16 protein-coding genes are annotated in these 16,855 nt (G+C 71.6%); 7 read left to right on the top strand and 9 right to left on the bottom strand.

Translation table 11 applies throughout. The features are described from left to right. Nucleotides 1–25: 25 nt before the first annotated feature. The 3 genes from ABD899_RS01675 (at nucleotide 26) to ABD899_RS01665 (ending at nucleotide 1,540) form a co-directional block, all read left to right on the top strand. The gene (locus ABD899_RS01675) at nucleotides 26–712 is read left to right on the top strand and encodes a hypothetical protein (RefSeq protein WP_345201578.1); all 687 of its coding nucleotides are present in this window, start codon (nucleotides 26–28) and stop codon (nucleotides 710–712) included. Between the two features lie 442 nt (nucleotides 713–1,154). Further along, entirely contained in the window at nucleotides 1,155–1,367 is a 213-nt protein-coding gene (locus ABD899_RS01670) for an enoyl-CoA hydratase/isomerase family protein (RefSeq protein ID WP_345201576.1), read from the top strand. Continuing rightward, nucleotides 1,364–1,540 carry an enoyl-CoA hydratase-related protein gene (locus tag ABD899_RS01665; protein WP_345201575.1) on the top strand — a complete coding sequence of 59 codons (177 nt, stop codon included), beginning with the start codon at nucleotides 1,364–1,366 and terminating at the stop codon, nucleotides 1,538–1,540. The genes ABD899_RS01670 and ABD899_RS01665 overlap by 4 nt, the downstream gene beginning before the upstream one ends. 812 nt (nucleotides 1,541–2,352) lie before the next feature. Here the strand turns inward: ABD899_RS01665 and ABD899_RS01660 are convergent. From ABD899_RS01660 to ABD899_RS01640, 5 genes are all read right to left on the bottom strand, one after another. Beyond that, nucleotides 2,353–3,258: a CPBP family intramembrane glutamic endopeptidase gene (locus ABD899_RS01660; RefSeq protein ID WP_345201572.1), complete on the bottom strand. Its 906-nt coding sequence runs from the start codon at nucleotides 3,256–3,258 to the stop codon at nucleotides 2,353–2,355. Nucleotides 3,259–3,377: 119 nt separating this feature from the next. Then, nucleotides 3,378–3,581, bottom strand: a complete 204-nt coding sequence (locus ABD899_RS01655; protein WP_345201571.1) for an LPXTG cell wall anchor domain-containing protein — start codon at nucleotides 3,579–3,581, stop codon at nucleotides 3,378–3,380. 142 nt (nucleotides 3,582–3,723) lie between these two features. Next, nucleotides 3,724–5,736 (bottom strand): hypothetical protein, encoded by a 2,013-nt coding sequence (locus ABD899_RS01650; protein WP_345201569.1) that lies wholly within the window; start codon nucleotides 5,734–5,736, stop codon nucleotides 3,724–3,726. 56 nt (nucleotides 5,737–5,792) lie between these two features. Further along, nucleotides 5,793–6,674 (bottom strand): CPBP family intramembrane glutamic endopeptidase, encoded by an 882-nt coding sequence (locus ABD899_RS01645; protein ID WP_345201567.1) that lies wholly within the window; start codon nucleotides 6,672–6,674, stop codon nucleotides 5,793–5,795. Nucleotides 6,675–6,678: 4 nt separating this feature from the next. Beyond that, the gene (locus ABD899_RS01640; protein ID WP_345201566.1) at nucleotides 6,679–6,870 is read right to left on the bottom strand and encodes a hypothetical protein; all 192 of its coding nucleotides are present in this window, start codon (nucleotides 6,868–6,870) and stop codon (nucleotides 6,679–6,681) included. A 170-nt stretch (nucleotides 6,871–7,040) separates the two neighbouring features. Between ABD899_RS01640 and ABD899_RS01635 the strand changes: the two genes are divergently transcribed. Both ABD899_RS01635 and ABD899_RS01630 read left to right on the top strand, forming a co-directional pair. Continuing rightward, the gene (locus ABD899_RS01635; RefSeq protein WP_345201563.1) at nucleotides 7,041–7,520 is read left to right on the top strand and encodes a MarR family winged helix-turn-helix transcriptional regulator; all 480 of its coding nucleotides are present in this window, start codon (nucleotides 7,041–7,043) and stop codon (nucleotides 7,518–7,520) included. 89 nt (nucleotides 7,521–7,609) lie between these two features. Then, complete coding sequence (locus ABD899_RS01630; RefSeq protein ID WP_345201561.1) at nucleotides 7,610–8,437, top strand: MarR family winged helix-turn-helix transcriptional regulator; 828 nt, start codon at nucleotides 7,610–7,612, stop codon at nucleotides 8,435–8,437. Nucleotides 8,438–8,492: 55 nt separating this feature from the next. On the opposite strand, the gene ABD899_RS01625 is transcribed toward ABD899_RS01630, so the two are convergent. Further along, nucleotides 8,493–9,740 (bottom strand): pyridoxal phosphate-dependent aminotransferase, encoded by a 1,248-nt coding sequence (locus ABD899_RS01625; RefSeq protein ID WP_345201559.1) that lies wholly within the window; start codon nucleotides 9,738–9,740, stop codon nucleotides 8,493–8,495. Then, nucleotides 9,737–11,089, bottom strand: a complete 1,353-nt coding sequence (locus tag ABD899_RS01620; RefSeq protein WP_345201558.1) for a KamA family radical SAM protein — start codon at nucleotides 11,087–11,089, stop codon at nucleotides 9,737–9,739. The genes ABD899_RS01625 and ABD899_RS01620 overlap by 4 nt, the downstream gene beginning before the upstream one ends. A gap of 49 nt (nucleotides 11,090–11,138) precedes the next feature. Here ABD899_RS01620 and ABD899_RS01615 point away from each other — a divergent pair, with 49 nt between their 5' ends. Both ABD899_RS01615 and ABD899_RS01610 read left to right on the top strand, forming a co-directional pair. Next, on the top strand, nucleotides 11,139–12,380 hold the full coding sequence (locus tag ABD899_RS01615; RefSeq protein WP_345201555.1) for a MurT ligase domain-containing protein: 1,242 nt from the start codon (nucleotides 11,139–11,141) through the stop codon (nucleotides 12,378–12,380). Then, nucleotides 12,377–13,150 carry a glutamine amidotransferase gene (locus ABD899_RS01610; protein WP_345201553.1) on the top strand — a complete coding sequence of 258 codons (774 nt, stop codon included), beginning with the start codon at nucleotides 12,377–12,379 and terminating at the stop codon, nucleotides 13,148–13,150. The genes ABD899_RS01615 and ABD899_RS01610 overlap by 4 nt, the downstream gene beginning before the upstream one ends. Before the next feature lie 68 nt (nucleotides 13,151–13,218). Here ABD899_RS01610 and ABD899_RS01605 read toward each other — a convergent pair whose 3' ends face one another. Continuing rightward, a complete protein-coding gene (locus tag ABD899_RS01605; protein WP_345201551.1) occupies nucleotides 13,219–14,907 on the bottom strand; it encodes an alpha/beta-hydrolase family protein in 1,689 nt (562 codons plus the stop codon). A 417-nt stretch (nucleotides 14,908–15,324) separates the two neighbouring features. After that, on the bottom strand, nucleotides 15,325–16,629 hold the full coding sequence (locus ABD899_RS01600) for a DUF2254 domain-containing protein (RefSeq protein WP_345201550.1): 1,305 nt from the start codon (nucleotides 16,627–16,629) through the stop codon (nucleotides 15,325–15,327). Between the last annotated feature and the right edge of the window lie 226 nt (nucleotides 16,630–16,855).

Raw genomic sequence — 16,855 nt, 5'->3', positions numbered from 1 at the left:
CCCAGGGCTCTACGTGAACCGAACCGTGCGCGAGCTGATCGAGCAGCTACCGCTCATCGAGCGTGAGCTCGAGAAGTCTGGGGTGTCGCTCGATGCTGATGCCGGTCTCCTCTGGGCCGCCGCTGTCGGCGCGACGCAGCGAATGTGGCGCAACACGACGTTGGAGGACTGGCACGCGGGCAGCTCGGGTTTGCCTGACGGCGAGATGATGCGAGCCAATGCCGCGACCGTGCGCCTGGCTCACGAGCTCTTGGCGAGTGAAAGCCCTTGGGAGGTGGTCGCCGCGGCGGTCACTGACCCCGAGCGCCGACTCCCTGATGGGCGGGCGCTCGTCGAGTGCGTCGATCTTGACCTGGCCGACCTGCGACTGAGCGCGGAGGTCGCCGGCGAGCTGCTGGCTGAGGTGGAAGCGAACGCCGGCCGGCGTGCGGCCAGGGTGCTCGCGGCTTGCCCAACTCTCTGGAGTGGTGGTGACTGGCATGGGATGCCAACCTGGCCACGCCGAGTGAACGAATTCTGCAGAGCGGTTCAGCACCCTGAGGACAGTCACTGGAGTGTTCAGGCCCTTGAGGACGTCGGCCCACGGCCAAAGGAGATCTCCGACATCGACGAGCTCCGGCGGGTGCTTCTGGCCGGTCCGGACCGGATGACGGCGGAAGCGGCGGACTGGTGCGTTCGCGCGGGGATTCGACACGTTCGACTGGATCGCTGAGCTCGCCCCCGTGAGCCACCGTGAGCGGCCAGAAGTGCCCTTTTGAATAGCACGTGGGGCGCACAACCCGGGCCTACCGCGACGTCGTCATGCCGGGGCCTGCCCTTGATCGATGCTCACTCGAGTGGTCGATCTGGCCCACCGGGTGATGCAGAGGGCGCGTGCTATCGCGCGGTGTGCATCACCGAAGTCATCCGTGATGGAGGCGGAGCAGCCGCTCCGGCCGGGTGAGGCGAGAGGGGTGAGACGGGTGAGACGGGTGGGTCACCCCCGCGGTGTCACGACGTGCCGTGGCGGGGCGAGAGGGTGGCCTGGAGGACATCGTCGGCGCCGGTGATCTGGCGCCTTGTGAAGGAGGCTGGATCATGGGAAACCACAGTGAGGCCCGGATGGGGCGGCTTGGCTATCGGCCCCCCGAGGACGTCCCGAGCCGGAGCAGCTCGTGCTGCTCGAGTTCGTCCTGGACGAGCGGGTCCCGGTGATCACGTTGAACCGCCCGCATGCGGACAACGCGATCACCACCGAGCTGGCGGTGCAGTTCATCGAGGTGCTCGAGACCATCGCGGCGCGGCCCTCGGTGCGGGTGGCGGTCCTGACCTCGGCCGGGACCGGGCCTTGTCCGTCGGTGGTGACCTGTACCAACGCAAGGAGATGACCAAGGAGCAGTGGTTGCGCCAGCGGCAGGTGTTCGACCGGTTGGTGTACACGGTGCGTCAGCTGCGCCGGCCGATCATCGCTGCGCTGCACGGCATGGTCTACGGCGGTGGTTGTGAGCTGGCGATCAGCTGCGACTTCATCATCGCCGCCGACGACGCGGTCTTGGAGTGAGGGTGTCAGCGGGGCTGGGCGAGAGGAATGGGCGGGCGCTTCCGTTGAGCCACCCCTCGGGCAGGCCGAGCTCGTAGGCCATGGGCGCAACGATGTCGGCGACCTAGTCGTCGGTCGTGACGCCATCGATCTCTTGAGTGCGGCGGTCTGCGTGGGGAAGGTGACATGAGATCGCGACGCCTCCCACGACGTGGACAGTCGCCAGCGATCCCACCGGTACGGAGGAGCTGACGGACTCGTTCGGCTCGAGGTCGAAGCTCACGTCGTGACCAGTTCACGCTCGTTGATCTCGATGCCGAGCTCGGAAAGGCCATCGTCCAATGGTTGTCCCTACCTCAAGGGGGAGCGGGGCCCAAGGCGCGCGTAGCGGCATCCGGGCAGCGAGCCACTGGGGATCGGCCGCCGGTCGCGGGCGAACTCGCGGAGCATGGTGTCCGCCTGGGTCTGCCAAAGGGCCAGTCAACGGCTGTCGTGGGGTTCCCGTGGACCAGATCGCACGGCGACCGGCGTGCTCAGTGCGAGGGGCTGGTCGCGCCCTTGGAGCAGCATCCGCATGGCCCACACGGGATCAGACTCGCAGTGGGTGGCGACGGCGTCGCGGCGAGCACGCCTCGGGCCCGGAGAGCCGATGGGCACACGACGTGGGTGCCTCGTACCGCACGCGCTCAACGGCCGGGGCCCAGATTGGAGAGATCGGACGCTCCCGCCGTCGCGGCGGCGAGCAGAGGCGTTCATGCCTCGTGACTCGTGGTGCACAGCGTGGCTGCTGGCACCGTCAACCCCGTCGATGGCCAGGCCGCTCTCCCTTGAGGTCAGGGTCGGGTCGTGGCGCGTCGCCGGAGCAGCCCCTCGAGCACCGCGATGGTCAGGACCGCGTTGACGGTGGTGATCACGGTGACCATGGTCAGGCTCGGCAGCCCGCTGACCCACGGGGCCACCGACTTCAGGACGTCGTCCTTCGTGCCGATGAGGACCTCACCGCCGAGGTTGTTGGCCCAGTGCAGACCTGCGCCCAGCACCAGTGAGCCCGTGCGCCACGCAGCCCACCCGTAGAGGAGGCCACTGACGATGTAGGGCAGCAGCACGGCGATGTTTCCCCGGTATGCCGCGATGTTCGCCGCGTGCGGCAACCCGAAGAGCACGGCGGGGATGCTGACGAAGAGCAGGGGGTTGCTCGAGAGCCGACGGACGACCTGGGTGAGGTAGCCGCGGAACAGCATCTCTTCGGACGACGCCTGGATCAGGATCAGCGGCGCCGTGACGGCGAGGACGAGCAGCCACTGTGACCAGTCGATACCGACGTACTCGACCTCGTAGATCCCCGTGACGTGCGTGACCGCGGACACGAGCACCGCCACCGCGACCCCGACGCCGAAGCCGAGGCCCAGGTCGCGGAAGGGGATGCGCCGCGTCGGCAGGCCGATCGACCAGCCGGGGCGGCGATGGACGAGCCACACGACGAGGGGAAGCAGCAGGAACGCCATGACGAACGTGAACATCACCTGGACGTTCTGGCCGAGATCGCTGTGGTCGAACTCGGGGGCCGCGATCTGGAGGAGCACCGTGGGGATGCTTCCGAGCAGTGCGGCGACGAAGAAGAAGACCAGCACCATGAGGACGGCGGTCACGACGTAGCGGACGATGCCGGCGCGTCCTTCGAACGTCCAGTCCAGATAGCTCGTCCTGGGCGCGGTGGCCTGGATCGTCTCAGCAGTCATGTGCGCATCCTCTCCTCGGGTGGCCACGTGCCGCCCATGTCCTGTGGTGGGCTGCTGATGGCCGCGCTCCGGGCCTCATCGGGCCGTTGGGGTCCGCTGCCTCGCGAGGTCGACACGGGTCAGCGGCGGATCAGACGGGCGATCCCGGCCACCGCAGTAGCGGCAGCGGCGGCAAGGGCAGCCCACATGTACCAGTTGGTGGAGGCGCCCGTGTCGGCCAGGCTGAGCATGGTGGCCAGGACGAAGAACCCGACGGCGAGGGCGAGCAGGGCAACGCCGGGCCAGGCCGAGCGGGTGGTCGGCGGCTGGGACTGGTCAACCATGAACGGTCTCCGGTGGGTGAGGTCTGACTCAGGTTGTCACGACGCGGTACGTCGGGCGCAACTGTTCCGGCGACAAACTACCACTGGTGCCTCGTGTCGTGACCCCGTTGTCCACGCCCACAGCTCCCGTGTCTCCCCATGCTCAGGGGAGCATGGCCTCGGCGGGGAGCTCGCCGTCCCGGGCGGCCCCGGTGGCTAGCTTCTCGCGCACCACGACGTCGGCGTAGATGTAGACGCTGCTCACGGCCACGAGCGGCGCGAGGGCGGCGTAGACGAACCCGGACACGGCGTTGCTCACGGCCAGCGGCAGCGAGGTCGTGAGGATCAGGACGGCTCCCAGCACCGCGCCGACCCCATAGGCAAGGCCGGCGGTCAGCCCGACGAGCACGACGACCTTGACCCAGGAGGGGCGCACCAGGTGGGCGCTCCGCCTGACGGCAGCCCAGCCGGAGAGACCTTCGAGGACGACGACCGGGACCAGCAGCAGGCTGACGACGAAGAGAACCACGGCGACCGGGGCCAGGACCACGGTGACCAGGCACGCCACCAGGGCGACGCCGATGGCGAGCTGAGTCAGGAGCAGGGGGATGGCCCGAGGCGACGCCACGGAATAGGCGCGGGACACCCCGACCCTGCGCCCACCGTCGATCTCGCGGACGGCCACGACCGCGGCCGCCTGCCCCAGTGCCACGGTCGCCGGGGCGAGCAGTGCCAACAGCAGCCCCGTGACGGTGACGATCGTGCGGCGCATCGTCCCGTCGTCGCCGAACGCCTCCGTGGTCGAGACGATCCAGGCAGAGGCGAGCCCGGGCAGGACCATCGCGACGGTGATGGGCAGGCCGATGCCGACGAACAGCGCGAGGCGGCGTGTGTACAGCCGCCACACCGCGGAGATGACCTGGCCGGTGCTGCGCCTGCGCGCCAACCGCAGCGGCGCCGAGGGTCGCCATGTCGTGCGCCCGGCGAGCCACGCCATCACCAGTCCGAGAGCCACGAGGGCGGCTGCTGCGATCGCGGGGTTGTTCATCGCGCCTCGCAGGGCGTTCGAGCCGCTGGAGACGATGCCGCAGAACGCGCTGGTCGCCTCGGTGCCGTAGAGGCCACTGGCCGGCACGGCGTAGGCGGTGTCGGTCCCCTCGGCATCGGTCCACGTGAGCGGGGCGGTCCACTGGTCCTTGGTGTTGGGGCCCGTGGGGCCGTTGTAGAAGCTGCTCTCACGCTGACCCCAGCGGCCGGTGTAGCTGAGCCACGGGAAGGTTGCACCCGCCTCGCTCGCGTCGGACGGCACGAGGACCACAGCGGGACGCACGTCGACGGAGGGGGCACGGGTGTCATCGCATCCGAACCCCTGCTGGCCGGATCGGCCCAGGTGGAGGGCGGCATCGAAGTAGTTCGCGTGCGATCCTGCCGCGGGGTGCACCACCGGGTGCGAGTCCTCGGCAACCTCCAGCTTGGGGTCGTCCCAGCGGGCGATCTCGACACCCTCGTGCTGGCTGAAGCCCACCCGGGTCGGCTCTTGCTGGAGCGCCGTCGCGGCGTCGGCCGCCGCGAACTCGACCTGGATCATCTCCCAGTCGCTCTCGTGCTTGTTGTTGAAGTCGTTGAACGGGTAGTAGAGCCAGTACTGCAGGGCCAGGCCGTCCTCGCCGGGCTCCGTGACGACCCGAGCGTAGGTGGTCGGGCTGGACCCGAGCGTCTGGGTGTCGGCCCACTCCTCGTAGGTGCAGCCCGGCTGGAGCGGGCTGCCCGGGAAGTCGAGGTGGTAGCCGGCCAGGCCCTTGCCGAGGTCGTCGGCGAGGGGGGCGATCTTCACGAGGTCGTCGGTGTCCCAGGGCCCGCGCAGGGCGACGGTGGTGTTGCCGAGCAGCACGTCCACGTCGGTGGGCTGGAAGGGCTCGCCCCGGCCGCAGTCCTCTGCCTGCTGGACCAGGCGCACGACCGGGGCGTACCGCTCGGCCAGCGCCTGCTCGTCACTGGCGGATGCCGCCTGGACGGTCGGCGCCTGGACGGTCGGCGCCTGGACGGTCGGCGCCTGGACGGTCGGCGCCTGGACGGTCGGCGCTGCGCCGGCCGCCGGGGCCACCAGCGCGCTCAGGGCTGCCCCCAGCACCCCCAGGGCCAACCGGGTGCGAAGACGAGTGCCGGTGGACTCCACGGCGTGCCTCGGCGAGGGGGTGTCGGGCCTGACCGGGGCGCTCCCGCCGGCAGCCGTCACGGTCGGTTGGCCCGCGCCGAGACGAGGGTGGGCCTCGGGGCTGCGGCTCCATCCGCCAGGGGTCGGGAGAAGTGCCACCAGACCGACCCCAGCCCGACGCAGGCCATGACCACAGCGGAGAGCCACCCGAACTCGCCGAGCAGTGCCTCGCTGCCGGAGAAGGCCGGCACCCGCTCGACCCCTTCGGTCGCCGCGAAGCTCGTCGCGACGAGACCGTTCCAGGCGCCGTGGGTCACCACGCTCGGCCACAGGGAACGGGACCTGTCCGTGATCACGCCGAGGAACAGCACGATCCCCGCCACCGCCACGGTGAAGGCAGGCAGACCGGCCAGCGAGCCGTACCAGCCAAGGATCACGAGCGGGACGTGGTAGAGCCACCACACGACGAACATGACCAGGCTCGCGCGCACGAAGCTGTTGCGCTGACGCAGGGTCGGCCACAGGAAGCCGCGCCAGCCGATCTCCTCGCCGACGGCGGAGATCGCGGCGCCGAAGATGGCGATCGGTGCGCCGGCAAGAGCCGCCCACAGCACGTCAGGATCCTCCCGGACCCAACCGAGGGCGCCAGCAAGAAGATATGCGCCGAGGACTGCGAGGACCGGGACCAGGCCGAGGAGCATCGTCAGCCCCGGTCGGCCCCACTGGATGCGACCCTGAGCGGCGACCTTGGCCAGGAGGGCTCCCGCAGTGGGGGCGAACATGAGCACCAGGAACAAGGTGGCGGCGGGCTGCTCTCCCTCGGGGGGCCAGAAGGCCACCAGCCCGCCGGCGTAGACGACGAGGAGGCCGATGGCGTAGCAGAGGTACGCGCGTGCGGGACCTCCCCGGCCAAGGGGTCGCGAATGCCGGCCGCCGACGCGGGCGTCGACGCCGGCCACGGCCTCAGGCGCCGGTGGTCGAGATCTGCGCCTGGGGCTTCATCACCAGGACCACGATCAGTCCGACCAGCGGCAGGAAGAGTCCGAGCAGGCCGTAGCCGATCGGGTTGCGACCCTTCGCCTCGGCCGTGCGGTAGCAGAAGAAGCCAATGGCGACGGCAACGGCAAGGCCGATGATCCAGAGCGGGAAATCCACGAGATACCTCCGATGGGGAAGTGGTGGCGCACGAGCCGAAGCGGTCATGCTGCCAGTGCCCTGAGGTAGTGGTCCGAGCGCATGTGGACGTTCAGGTGCGACGGCGGGATTCTGCTCGACCATCACGCAGTTTGTCAATCTAACGACATGCGCGGCCTAGGATGGCCACCGTGCAGGGCACCCCACCGGCGGCCGTCGATCGCGCCACCGCCCCCACCGCCCCCGCGGACCTGCTGATGGCGCTCCGGGAGCTGATCCTCGCCGGGGAGCGCTACCGGGCGGTGGTCAGTCGGCGGCTCAACCTCACGGTGACCGAGAGCCAGGCGGTGAGCTACCTCCTGGCCCGCGGGCCCATGGGCCAGACCGACCTTGCGCGGGCGCTCGGACTCACGACGAGCTCCACCACGGCACTGGTGGACCGGCTGGAACGACGGGGCCTCGCGAATCGCAGGCCGCACCGGACCGACCGGCGGCGCACCGTCGTCAGCCTGACGGAGGCCGGCGAGGGCGAGATGGGCGGGGCGCGGGACTGGCTGGAGAACGCCCTTGCGGAGGTCCGGGGGGCACCTCCTGAGGTCATCGTCCTGATCCTGAGATCCATCACGGACTCGCTCAGCGCGACCATCGAGCGACTGGCCGCCGAACCGTGATCCACCCGGCCCGCCCCCCACCGATCCCTGTGGACTATCGGCGTGCATTGCGGCCCCCTGAGCTGGGACGGACCGCGTACCTTGGCCTCATGGGAAACGGCTCGCCGTCGACCTCTGACCTGTTCCATGCCCTCACCTTGCTGCAGGGCTACTCCTTGGGGCTGTCCGGGGTCGCGCAGACATCGCTGGCCCATGGTGGTGCGTCCAACGTCGACATCGGGCTGCTCACGGCGGTCGACGCGATGGGCCCGGTCCAGCCCTCCGTCGTGGCTGAGTCGCTCGGCCGGCCTCGGAGCACCCTCTCGCGCAGCATCACCCGCCTCCTCGCCGCCGGGATGATCGAGTCCCGACCGGTGCCGGGTGACCGCCGACGGGTGAACCTCACGCTCGGCCCCGAAGGTCGTCGCAGCCTGGCGGCGTTCCACGCGGCCCTGGCCGACTACTTCGAGGACTGCGCGCCGATCGTCAAGGAGGTGCTGCTCCTCCTCGGCCGCGACACCGAGGCAGTCCTCGACAAGCCGGCGATCGAGCCTTCGGAGGCGGCACGGCGTCTGGCGACGGTCGGGGCGACGTACGTGGCCGCGGTCGAGGCGGCCGTTGCGCCGTACGGCATCCACGCGATGGTGGACCGGTTCGCTGTCGCCGCGATCGCTCACCGTGGCTCCATCCGGCCCAGGCAGCTCGCGGACGAGCTGTGGCTCACTCCCGCGGGGACCACCGGCGTGCTGGACCGGCTCGAGCGGGCCGGTCTCACGAGGCGCGACGCCACCGGTGTCGCCGACGATGCGCGGGGGATCCTGGTGCTCCTGACTCCCCGGGGTGAGGCGGCGGCCGCTGCGATCATCGCGGTGTTCGCACAGCACCTCGAGGCGATCCTGGAGGTCCATTCCGTCAGGGTGTCCCGCGGGACACCCTGACGCCGGTCATTCGGCATCGCCGTCCTTGCCGTCACGACCTCGAGGGCCCGGGCGGTCAGGCCGAGGTGGCGGCCGCCACGACGGCATCCAAACGGTCGAGGCTGCGCGCCACGTGCGGCACCCCCAGTGGGTCGGCGCTCTCCAGGGCCTGCGAGCGGCGGCGAGCGGTGTCGCCGTAGAGCAGGCTGGTGGCGGCCCTGAAGCGCAGGGCGTGAGGGTCGTCCCCGAACGCCTCACCCTCGAGCACGGCCAGGCCGTGCGTCTCGAGGAGCCACCGGGCCAGGTCGGAGCCGTCGCGGATGCCGTGCCGCGCCAGCCGCTCGCGGTGCGGCTCGAAGTCGGGGTAGACGTAGAAGGCGCCGTCCGGCGGGACGTCGACCACGCCGTGCCGGGCGAAGATGCGGTGCACGGCATCCACGACCAGTCCGTGCAGGCGGGTCGAGGCCTCGCGGTGCCGCACCAGGTCGGCGGGCTCGTCGAAGGCGTACTCGGCCACGGCCTGCATGGGGGCGGCGAGGTTGGACCACACCTGGCTCGCGAAGCCGACGACCCGTCCGCGCAGGGCCCGCCCCCATGCGGTGTCAGGGAAGCGCACGGCGCCCACGCGCCACCCGCCCAGGGCGAGGCTCTTGCTCAGCCCGGTGACGGTGATCGTGCGGTCGGGGACCAGGTCGGCCGGGCTGACGAACGGCACCGACCCGAAGACGACGTCGCGGTAGATCTCGTCGCTGATGACGACGAGGTCCTCGGCCTCCGCGACCCGGCAGAGCGCCTCGACCTCGTCGGGCCGGGCGAGCAGGCCGGTGGGGTTGTCGGGCAGGGTGGCCACGACGAGGCGTGGCGTGGCGCCCTCCGCCCGCGCGCGGGCCAGGGCGGCCGGGAGCAACGCGGGGTCGGGGATGCCGCCGGAGCCGAGCGGCCGGTCGACCCACACCGTGCGACGGCCGAACAGCTCGACCTGGGAGGCGTACGTGACCCATGAGGGTCGTGGGAGCACGACGTCGCCCGGCTCGCAGGCGACGACCGCCGCCAGCAGTGGTTTGCTCCCGGGCGCGAGCACGACCTGTTCGGCGTCGGTGGGCGTCCCGCGCCGGGTCCAGTAGCCGGCCACGGCGGCACGAGGGGCCTGGGCACCTGCCACCGGACCGTACGCGTTGCTCGCAGAGCCCGCGCCCAGCGCGTCGACGAGGCCGGGGTGCACGGGCAGGCCCGCCTCGCCGAAGCCGAGGTGCAGCACGTCGACCCCGCTGGACCGCAGGACGTTGACCCGTTCGTCGAGGGCGAGGTTGGGCGCGATCCTCATCGCGATGTGAGCGCGGGGCCGCCCCACACCGCTCGCACCAGCTCCGGGTCGGACGAGGGGTGGGGCACGAGCTCGTCGACCCAGGCCGCCGCGGCGTTGTCGTACGCCCAGAAGGGCCGCCCGACGAGCGAGGGGTCCCGAGCCTGGAGGAGCCGCAGCGAGAGCACCCGGTCGCCGTTCAGGACGGCTGGGCCGTCAACGGCGACCTTGCCCGGGGTGGCCGACATCACCGGGCCGCGGACCGTGCGGCCCAGGCCCGACATTCCGCTCAGGCCGTCACGGTAGATCTGCGCGGCACGCCTGAGCGGCACCTTGAAGTAGTCCTGGGCGCCGGTGTCACGGGCCACGAACAGGTAGTAGGGGGTCATCCCGAGGGAGAGCTGGGTGGTCCACATCTCCCGCCACGTGGCCGCGTCGTCGTTGACCCGCCGCATCAGTGGCGCCTGGGTGAAGAGCAGTGCCCCCGTCGACCGGATCCGCTCGATCGCGGTGCGGACGAGGTCTCCCTCGAGCTCGACCGGGTGGCTGACGTGGGCCATGACCGCGGCGGTACGTCCACCGGAGACGACGCGCTCCAGCAGTCGCAGCAGGTCGTCGGCGTCCCGGTCGCCGACGAAGCGGCTCGGCCAGTAGGCGAGGGCCCTCGTGCCGAAGCGGATCGTGCGCAGGGAGTCGACGCGCAGCAGTGGCTCGACGTGCTCACGCAGCCGTGCGGTGCTCATGATCATCGGGTCACCCCCGGTCACGAGCACGTCGGACACGCGAGGGTGCCGCTGGAGGTAGGCCACGAGGTCGTCGGGGGTGTTCGTGGCGAAACGGAGCTCCGGGTCACCGACGAACTGGGCCCACCGGAAGCAGTACGAGCAGTAGGAGTGGCAGGTCTGCCCGTGGGAGGGGAAGTACAGGACCGTCTCGTCGTACTTGTGCTGGAGCCCGGGGATCGGGTCGCCGCGGGCGTCGAGGGGGACGTTCGACGACAGCTGCTCGGCGGGGTGCGGGTTGAGCTCAGAGCGGATCCTGCGGACGAGCTCGGCCAGGCCGGGACCGGCGAGCCGGCCGTGGGGAGCGAGCGCTGCGAGCGCTCGGACGTGCTCGGGCGACAGCATCCCGTCCTGGGGGAAGACGAGCTGGTACATCGGGTCGTCGGGCACACGCGACCAGTCGATGAGCTCGTCGAGCACGTACTGGCTGACCCGGAACGGCAACACGAGCGAGAGCAGGCGCACCGTCTCCGCGAGCTGCGGGGAGAGGTCGTAGCGCTTCGCGATCCGGCGCAGCTGGGCCGGACCGCGGGCGACGTAGCGTGGTGACTCGGCGGCACTGTCGTTCACCGCGGCAATCAGTTTCACAAACGTACGATATAACGGCTCCGTGCAACCCTTGACCAGGCGCGCCCTGGTGGCGACCCGCCGGACCAGGACCGAGGTCGCGGCCGTCGCGGCGCGCGTCACGGCCCGGGTGTCCCGGCTGGCCGACTTCGGCGACGGCACCGCCGTCGGTGGCCGCGTGGCGATGAAGGTCCAGCCGCGGGCCATCTCTGATCTCGCGCAGGGCATTCCGGTCACCCTGGTCAGTGCGACGAACGGCAAGAGCACGGCGGCCACGATGCTCACCGCTGCCCTGTCGAGCCGGGGTCCGGTGGCGTTCAACGCCGGGGGGTCCAACATGCGAGAAGGTGCCGCGATGGCCCTGGCGCAGACCCGTCGGGCGACCTGCGCGGTGCTCGAGGTCGACGAGATGGTCCTGGGCCCGGTCGCCCGCGAGACCTCCGCCGGGTGGGTCGTGCTGATGAACGCCTCGCGCGAGTACACCCGGGGGGTCTCCCTCCAGCGCACCCTCGCCCACTGGGCCGAGACGCTCGCCGACCCGGGCCTGGGCTTCACTGTCGTGGCCAACGCCGACGACCCCGTCATCGCGGAGCTGGCGATGACGGTGCACCCCGCGGACCGGGTCGTCTGGGTCGGCGGGGGGATGGAGTGGCGCCACGACGCCGCGCTCTGTCGCCGGTGCGAGTCGCCGGTCGCGTGGCCGGACGAGCGGCGCCCGGACTGGGCCTGCACCGGGTGCGGGCTGGCGCGGCCCCAGCCCGACTGGTTCGTCGAGGACGGGATCCTGCACGGCCCTGATGGTGCGCGGGCCCCCTTGGTGATGCACCTGCCGGGTCGATGGTTGACGTCGAACGCCGCCTTCGCCGTGGCGACCGCAGTGACGATGGGCGTCCCGGTCGCGTCGGCCGCCCGGGCGGTCGCCACGGTCTCCGACGTCGACGGACGCTACCGCGCGGTCGACGTCGAGGGGCGCGGGGTGCGCCTGTTCCTCGTCAAGAACCCGGCCAGCTGGCTCGAGGCGGTGTCGCTCGGAGGGGACGCGAAGGTCCCCATCGTGCTGGCCATGGAGAGCTTCTCGTTCCGCGACATGACACCGGGCTGGGACGTCGACCTGTCGGTGCTGTCCGGGACCCGGGTCGTGGCCACCGGGCAGCGCCGCCTCGACGTCGCCGTGCTGCTCGAGACGGCCGGCATCCCGCACACCGTCATCGACGACCCCGTCGAGGCGATCCTGTCGATGCCGTCGGGGCCCGTCCACGTCATCGCGAACTACACCGCCTTCAAGGACCTGCGGCGGAGGCTGACCACGTGAGCCCGCTGCGCATCGCCGTCCTCCACCCCCTGGCCACCGCTGCCCAGGGCGACGAGGGCAACGCACGCGTGCTCGCGCGGCGAGCCGACCTGCGCGGCATCCGGAGCACGGTGACCTGGGTGCACCAGGGCGCTGTCCCGGAGGCCGACATCTACCTCGTCGGCGGCCTCGACGACGACCGGATGCCGGTTCTCGCGCAACGACTGCGCGCTGGCGGACTCGCCGAGCGCGTCAGCGGCGGCGCGGTGGTGCTCGCCGTCAACGCCGGCTACCAGGTGCTCGGGCACTCGTACGTGGCACCCGACGGCGCCCGCCACGCCGGGCTCGGGCTGATCGACGTGCGGTCGTCGCGCTCGACCTCCCCGTTCCTCGGCCCCGTCATCACGCGGCCGGACCCGGCGCTGGGCCTGGCCGCACTGTCCGGCTACGAGAGCCACCACGGCACGACCGACGTGGGTCCGGGCGCGGTGGCCTTCGTCGCCCTCGAGCTGGGCCACGGCAACGACGGGGAGCACGACGGGGCCCGGCAGGGACACATCATCGGCACCTACGTGCACGGCCCGCTGCTCGCGCGCAATGCCGACCTCGCCGACCTGCTCCTCATCTGGGGGACCGGTGCGCCGCTCGTCGACGCACCCTCGCCGACGGCCGATGCCCTGCGCAGCCAGCGGATCACCGAGGACCGCGCTGACCCGACCGGCTGGGGCGGGCGTGTCTACGGCCGGGCCAGGCGGCGGTCGCGGCCTCGGCTGGGCACCCGAGGCTCCTGACGCCGGTCCGGGCCAGACATCACGTCCGGCCGGGTTCACGGACTTCGGTGTCTTGCAGGCAGGTCCCTTCAGGGGGACGGTACCCGGACGGCCGAGCGGATCGCGTCGATCTGCTCGTCGGGGAGCGAGGGGGGGCCGAGGATCTCCGACCACGCGGTCACGACGGTCTCGTCGTAGACATGGCCGTGGCCCGGGGGGACCGCCGTGGCCCCCAGCTGGTCCAGGGTCGTCTGAACCGCACCGACCACCGGCCAGGCGATGGTGGCCGGGTGGGTGTCGGGACCTGGATTCTCCAGCCACTCCCCGAGGTCGGCCGTCCATGCGACGACGGGGTCAGAGGCATGGGAGAGGTAGATGATGGGGTTGTCCGTGCGCCAGGTCAGCGTCTGGTCGGTGATGTCCTCGTCGGTGTCAGCCGCCCTGACCAGCTCGCCGGACCCGTAGGCGGGCTGCCACAGCGCCGAGCCGGGCTCGCGACCCTCCTGCACCTTCTGCCAGTTCCGGTCGAAGCTCGGCGGCCCGATGAGCAGGGCGCCGTCAGTCGTCGTGGAGATGTCCTCCACGCTCGTGAACGCGTTGTCGGTCGAGAAGGCGCCCAGGCTCTCCCCGTAGACGTACAGCGACGGCCGGTCGGATGCCGGCATCCCGTCCAGCTCGACCCGCAGCGCCGTGATGAGCAGCTCGGAGTTGCGCTCGGCCGCTCCCCGGTCGGACATGAACGACATCCAGCTGGGGAAGAAGGAGTACTGCGTCGCGACGGTCGCGACGTCGCCGCGCGCGACGTACTCGAGCGCGGCTGCCGCCTCGGGGTCGATCCAGCCCGTGCCCGTCGTCCCCGCGACGGCGATGGCGCTTCGCTGGAAGGCCCCGAGCGCATGCAGCTCCCTGATGGCCGTCTCGGCGCGGTCCTGCGCGGTTCCGGGGGAGCCGAGCCCGACGTACGCACGAACCGGTTCCGCTGCGCCAGGGTCGGACATGACGGTCGCGATGTCGCTCGCGGACGGTCCCCCGGTGACGAACGCACGTCCCTCACGGCCGATGTCCCCCCACTCGACCACCGAGGCCGGTCCGCCCGAACGGTGCGCGGAGGCCGGCTGGGTGACTCCGGCGTAGTCCTGCAGGTCGCTGGCCACGAAGGACCGGCTCGCCACGTAGAGGAGTACCGTCACCGTGACGGCGAGCCCCACCCACACCAGAGCCGCGGTGCTCAGGGCGGCGACAAGCCACGAGGCGCGCTCGGGAAGCACCCGCCGCACCACCCGGAAGGCGAAGCGGCCCACGAGCTTCACGCCGCGGCCGACCCCCAGCAGCACGGCGGCGATGACCAGGCCGAGGACGGGGGTGGCCAGCCACCACCACGTCACCCCTGGGTCCATCCCGAAGAGCTCGCGCTGCTCGCGCTGCCACTCCCGGCTCAGCCACCCCAGGATCAGGGTGCCGACCAGGGCGACGAGCCCGACGGCCCACCAGCCGCGGCGACGGGACACCGTGCCGAGCGTGGGGAGCGACAGCACCCGCCACCCCCACCCCACGGCAGCCCCGACCGCGTAGCCGGTCGCGGCGCACACCCCCACGAGGACGGCGTTGACCAGCCACCCGCGCGGGACCAACGACGGGGTCGACGACATGCCGGCCAGGACCAGACCGACCGCCGCGCCCGTGAGGCTCAGCCGCCCGAGCCTGCGGTGGCCGGGGGGTGGCCCGCCCGCGGCCCCGGAGTGGGGCGCGGCCATCTCGGCGGAACCGTCGGCTTCCATGGAACGACCTCCGAGACTCGCGGTGAGGCACGGGTGTCCACGCCCGGCAGGGGACGATAGCAGCCGACCTCCACCACCGATGGCGGGGCGCGGGAGGCTGGAAACTGTCGACCGAGGCAGCCGGTACCTGTCGGGCGTCGGCCCGGCGGCCACCCGGGTCGCGCTCTGCCCACCGAGCGACGTGGGCAGACCACCCCGGCTCGCCGGTCCCCTCGTGGTCGGTGAGCTCGACCTGGCCAGCCCGGCGATCTTCGGGGACTGCGGTCGGGTCACCCCGACCCGGGTGACCGTCGTCGACCTGGACAGCAGCGCCGGCGCCGGTGCGAGGTTTCCCCTACACCCGGTGGGCCGAGTTCTGTTCGGCCTCGGACCCGGACTGCCCGGCGCGATGAGCCTGCCGACGTCGGCGACGGCGGCTCAGCGTCCTCCGCCGACGCCCTGGCGGTCGCGCCGCAGCCACACGTCGGGATCATGCCCGGCGTCGTGGACCGCGGCCTCGAGCCGCGTCAGGTACCGGCGCAGGGGTGCCCGTCGGTGCTCCGGAACGTCGTCGAGGAGGTCCCGGAGCAGCGCGGTGAGGCGGCGGACCACCTGAGGCTGCCCCGTGGACACCTCGACCACCTCGAGCAGGCAGAGGTCGACGACGTCGTCCCAGGTGGCCCCCGGCAGCGTGACCGAACCCGCACCCGCCGCGATGCGGACGGTGCCGAGCTCCCTCGCTGCTGCCGTGCGCAGGACGTCTTCGATCTCGTGGAGCGAACGGACGGCCGTGGTGGGGTCGTTCACCGCGGGGGACAGTGCGCGCAGCGACACGTCGGTGAGCAGGCGGACGGCGTAGAGCGGGTCGTGCACGAGCGAGCGCTCGGGCGCGACGAGCACGCATCGCGCGACGTGGCGCGGCGGAACGGGTGGCCCGTGGACCCGAGCCACGGCCGTGCCCGGGCCGACGCCGTCGCCGAGCCTGACGAGGAGGACCACCTCGGACCCGGCGCGTCGCGCGAGCCGCCCCAGGTGCGCCCCGTCGATGGCGACCACCTGGCCGGTCCGACCCGGGTGCCGGATCACGAGGGCGCCCCGCCCGGCATCCAGGTCCGGTGGTTCACCGTGGGCGGCGCGGCCATCGGCCGGTCCGTCGGCGTCCGGTTCGGGGGGCGCCGCGTCGCCATGGTTGGCCATGGCCTGGCGGGAGAGCTGCCGCTGCGCCATCCGGCCCCAGGCGGACAACAGCCCGTCGACCTTCAGCGTCGAGCCAACGCCCTGGATGAGAGCGAGGAAGCCGATCAGGCTGACGAGCAGCAGCGAGACGCAGACGGCCACGCTGGCGACCGGGGCGAAGGCGTCCCGACCGCCGGACCCGACCTCGACGAGGGCGAGGAACGAGAACGTGATCGTGCCCAGGAAGGCCGCGAGGACCAGCTGGGTCCGCCGGAGCCGGAGGAAGTACGACACGCTGCGCGGCGAGTACGTCGCCGACCCGTACTGGAGCATCAGGAGGATGACCGAGAAGACGAAGCCGGTGAAGGTCACCATCCCGCCCCCCACCGCCGCGAGGAGGGTGAGGGCGGCGGCCGGGGAGATGATCGACCCCTCGAGGTCGGCCAGCGACTCGTCGATGGTCACCGTCAGGTCCTGCAGCAGGAAGGCGACCACCATGCCGGCCAGCGGGAGCGGCCAGAACGTGCGCTCCCACCACATTCGCACCGACTGACGACGAACCCGCACCGCCCGAGTGTGCGCCCGCGGGGCCTTGGGGTCGACACGACACACGGCAGGTGAGTGCGAATCGTCCGCTCCGGCGCAGGCGTGGGGGCCCCGCCGCCCCGTCCACATGCTGGCGCCCTCGGGATGCCGGGGGGCCACGTGGATATTCTGTTCGCCAGTGAAATGATCGTCCGGATCGTACTGGTATCACAGTCAGGAGTCGTCATGCCGGAGTTGCCCGTGAACC

This window comes from Fodinibacter luteus, assembly GCF_039541575.1.
In the GTDB taxonomy this organism is placed as follows: Bacteria; Actinomycetota; Actinomycetes; order Actinomycetales; family Dermatophilaceae; genus Fodinibacter; species Fodinibacter luteus.
The sequence above is the reverse complement of the archived record's forward strand: the minus strand, read 5'-3'. Positions and strand labels throughout refer to the sequence as shown.

What these genes read in the sequence shown, in the direction of transcription:
- ABD899_RS01630 (WP_345201561.1), top strand. Translation starts at nt 7,610, where the DNA reads ATGGGAAACGGCTCGCCGTCGACCTCTGACCTGTTCCATGCCCTCACC.
- ABD899_RS01665 (WP_345201575.1), top strand. Translation starts at nt 1,364, where the DNA reads ATGACCAAGGAGCAGTGGTTGCGCCAGCGGCAGGTGTTCGACCGGTTG.
- ABD899_RS01655 (WP_345201571.1), bottom strand. Translation starts at nt 3,581, where the DNA reads ATGGTTGACCAGTCCCAGCCGCCGACCACCCGCTCGGCCTGGCCCGGC.
- ABD899_RS01605 (WP_345201551.1), bottom strand. Translation starts at nt 14,907, where the DNA reads ATGGAAGCCGACGGTTCCGCCGAGATGGCCGCGCCCCACTCCGGGGCC.
- ABD899_RS01660 (WP_345201572.1), bottom strand. Translation starts at nt 3,258, where the DNA reads ATGACTGCTGAGACGATCCAGGCCACCGCGCCCAGGACGAGCTATCTG.
- ABD899_RS01625 (WP_345201559.1), bottom strand. Translation starts at nt 9,740, where the DNA reads ATGAGGATCGCGCCCAACCTCGCCCTCGACGAACGGGTCAACGTCCTG.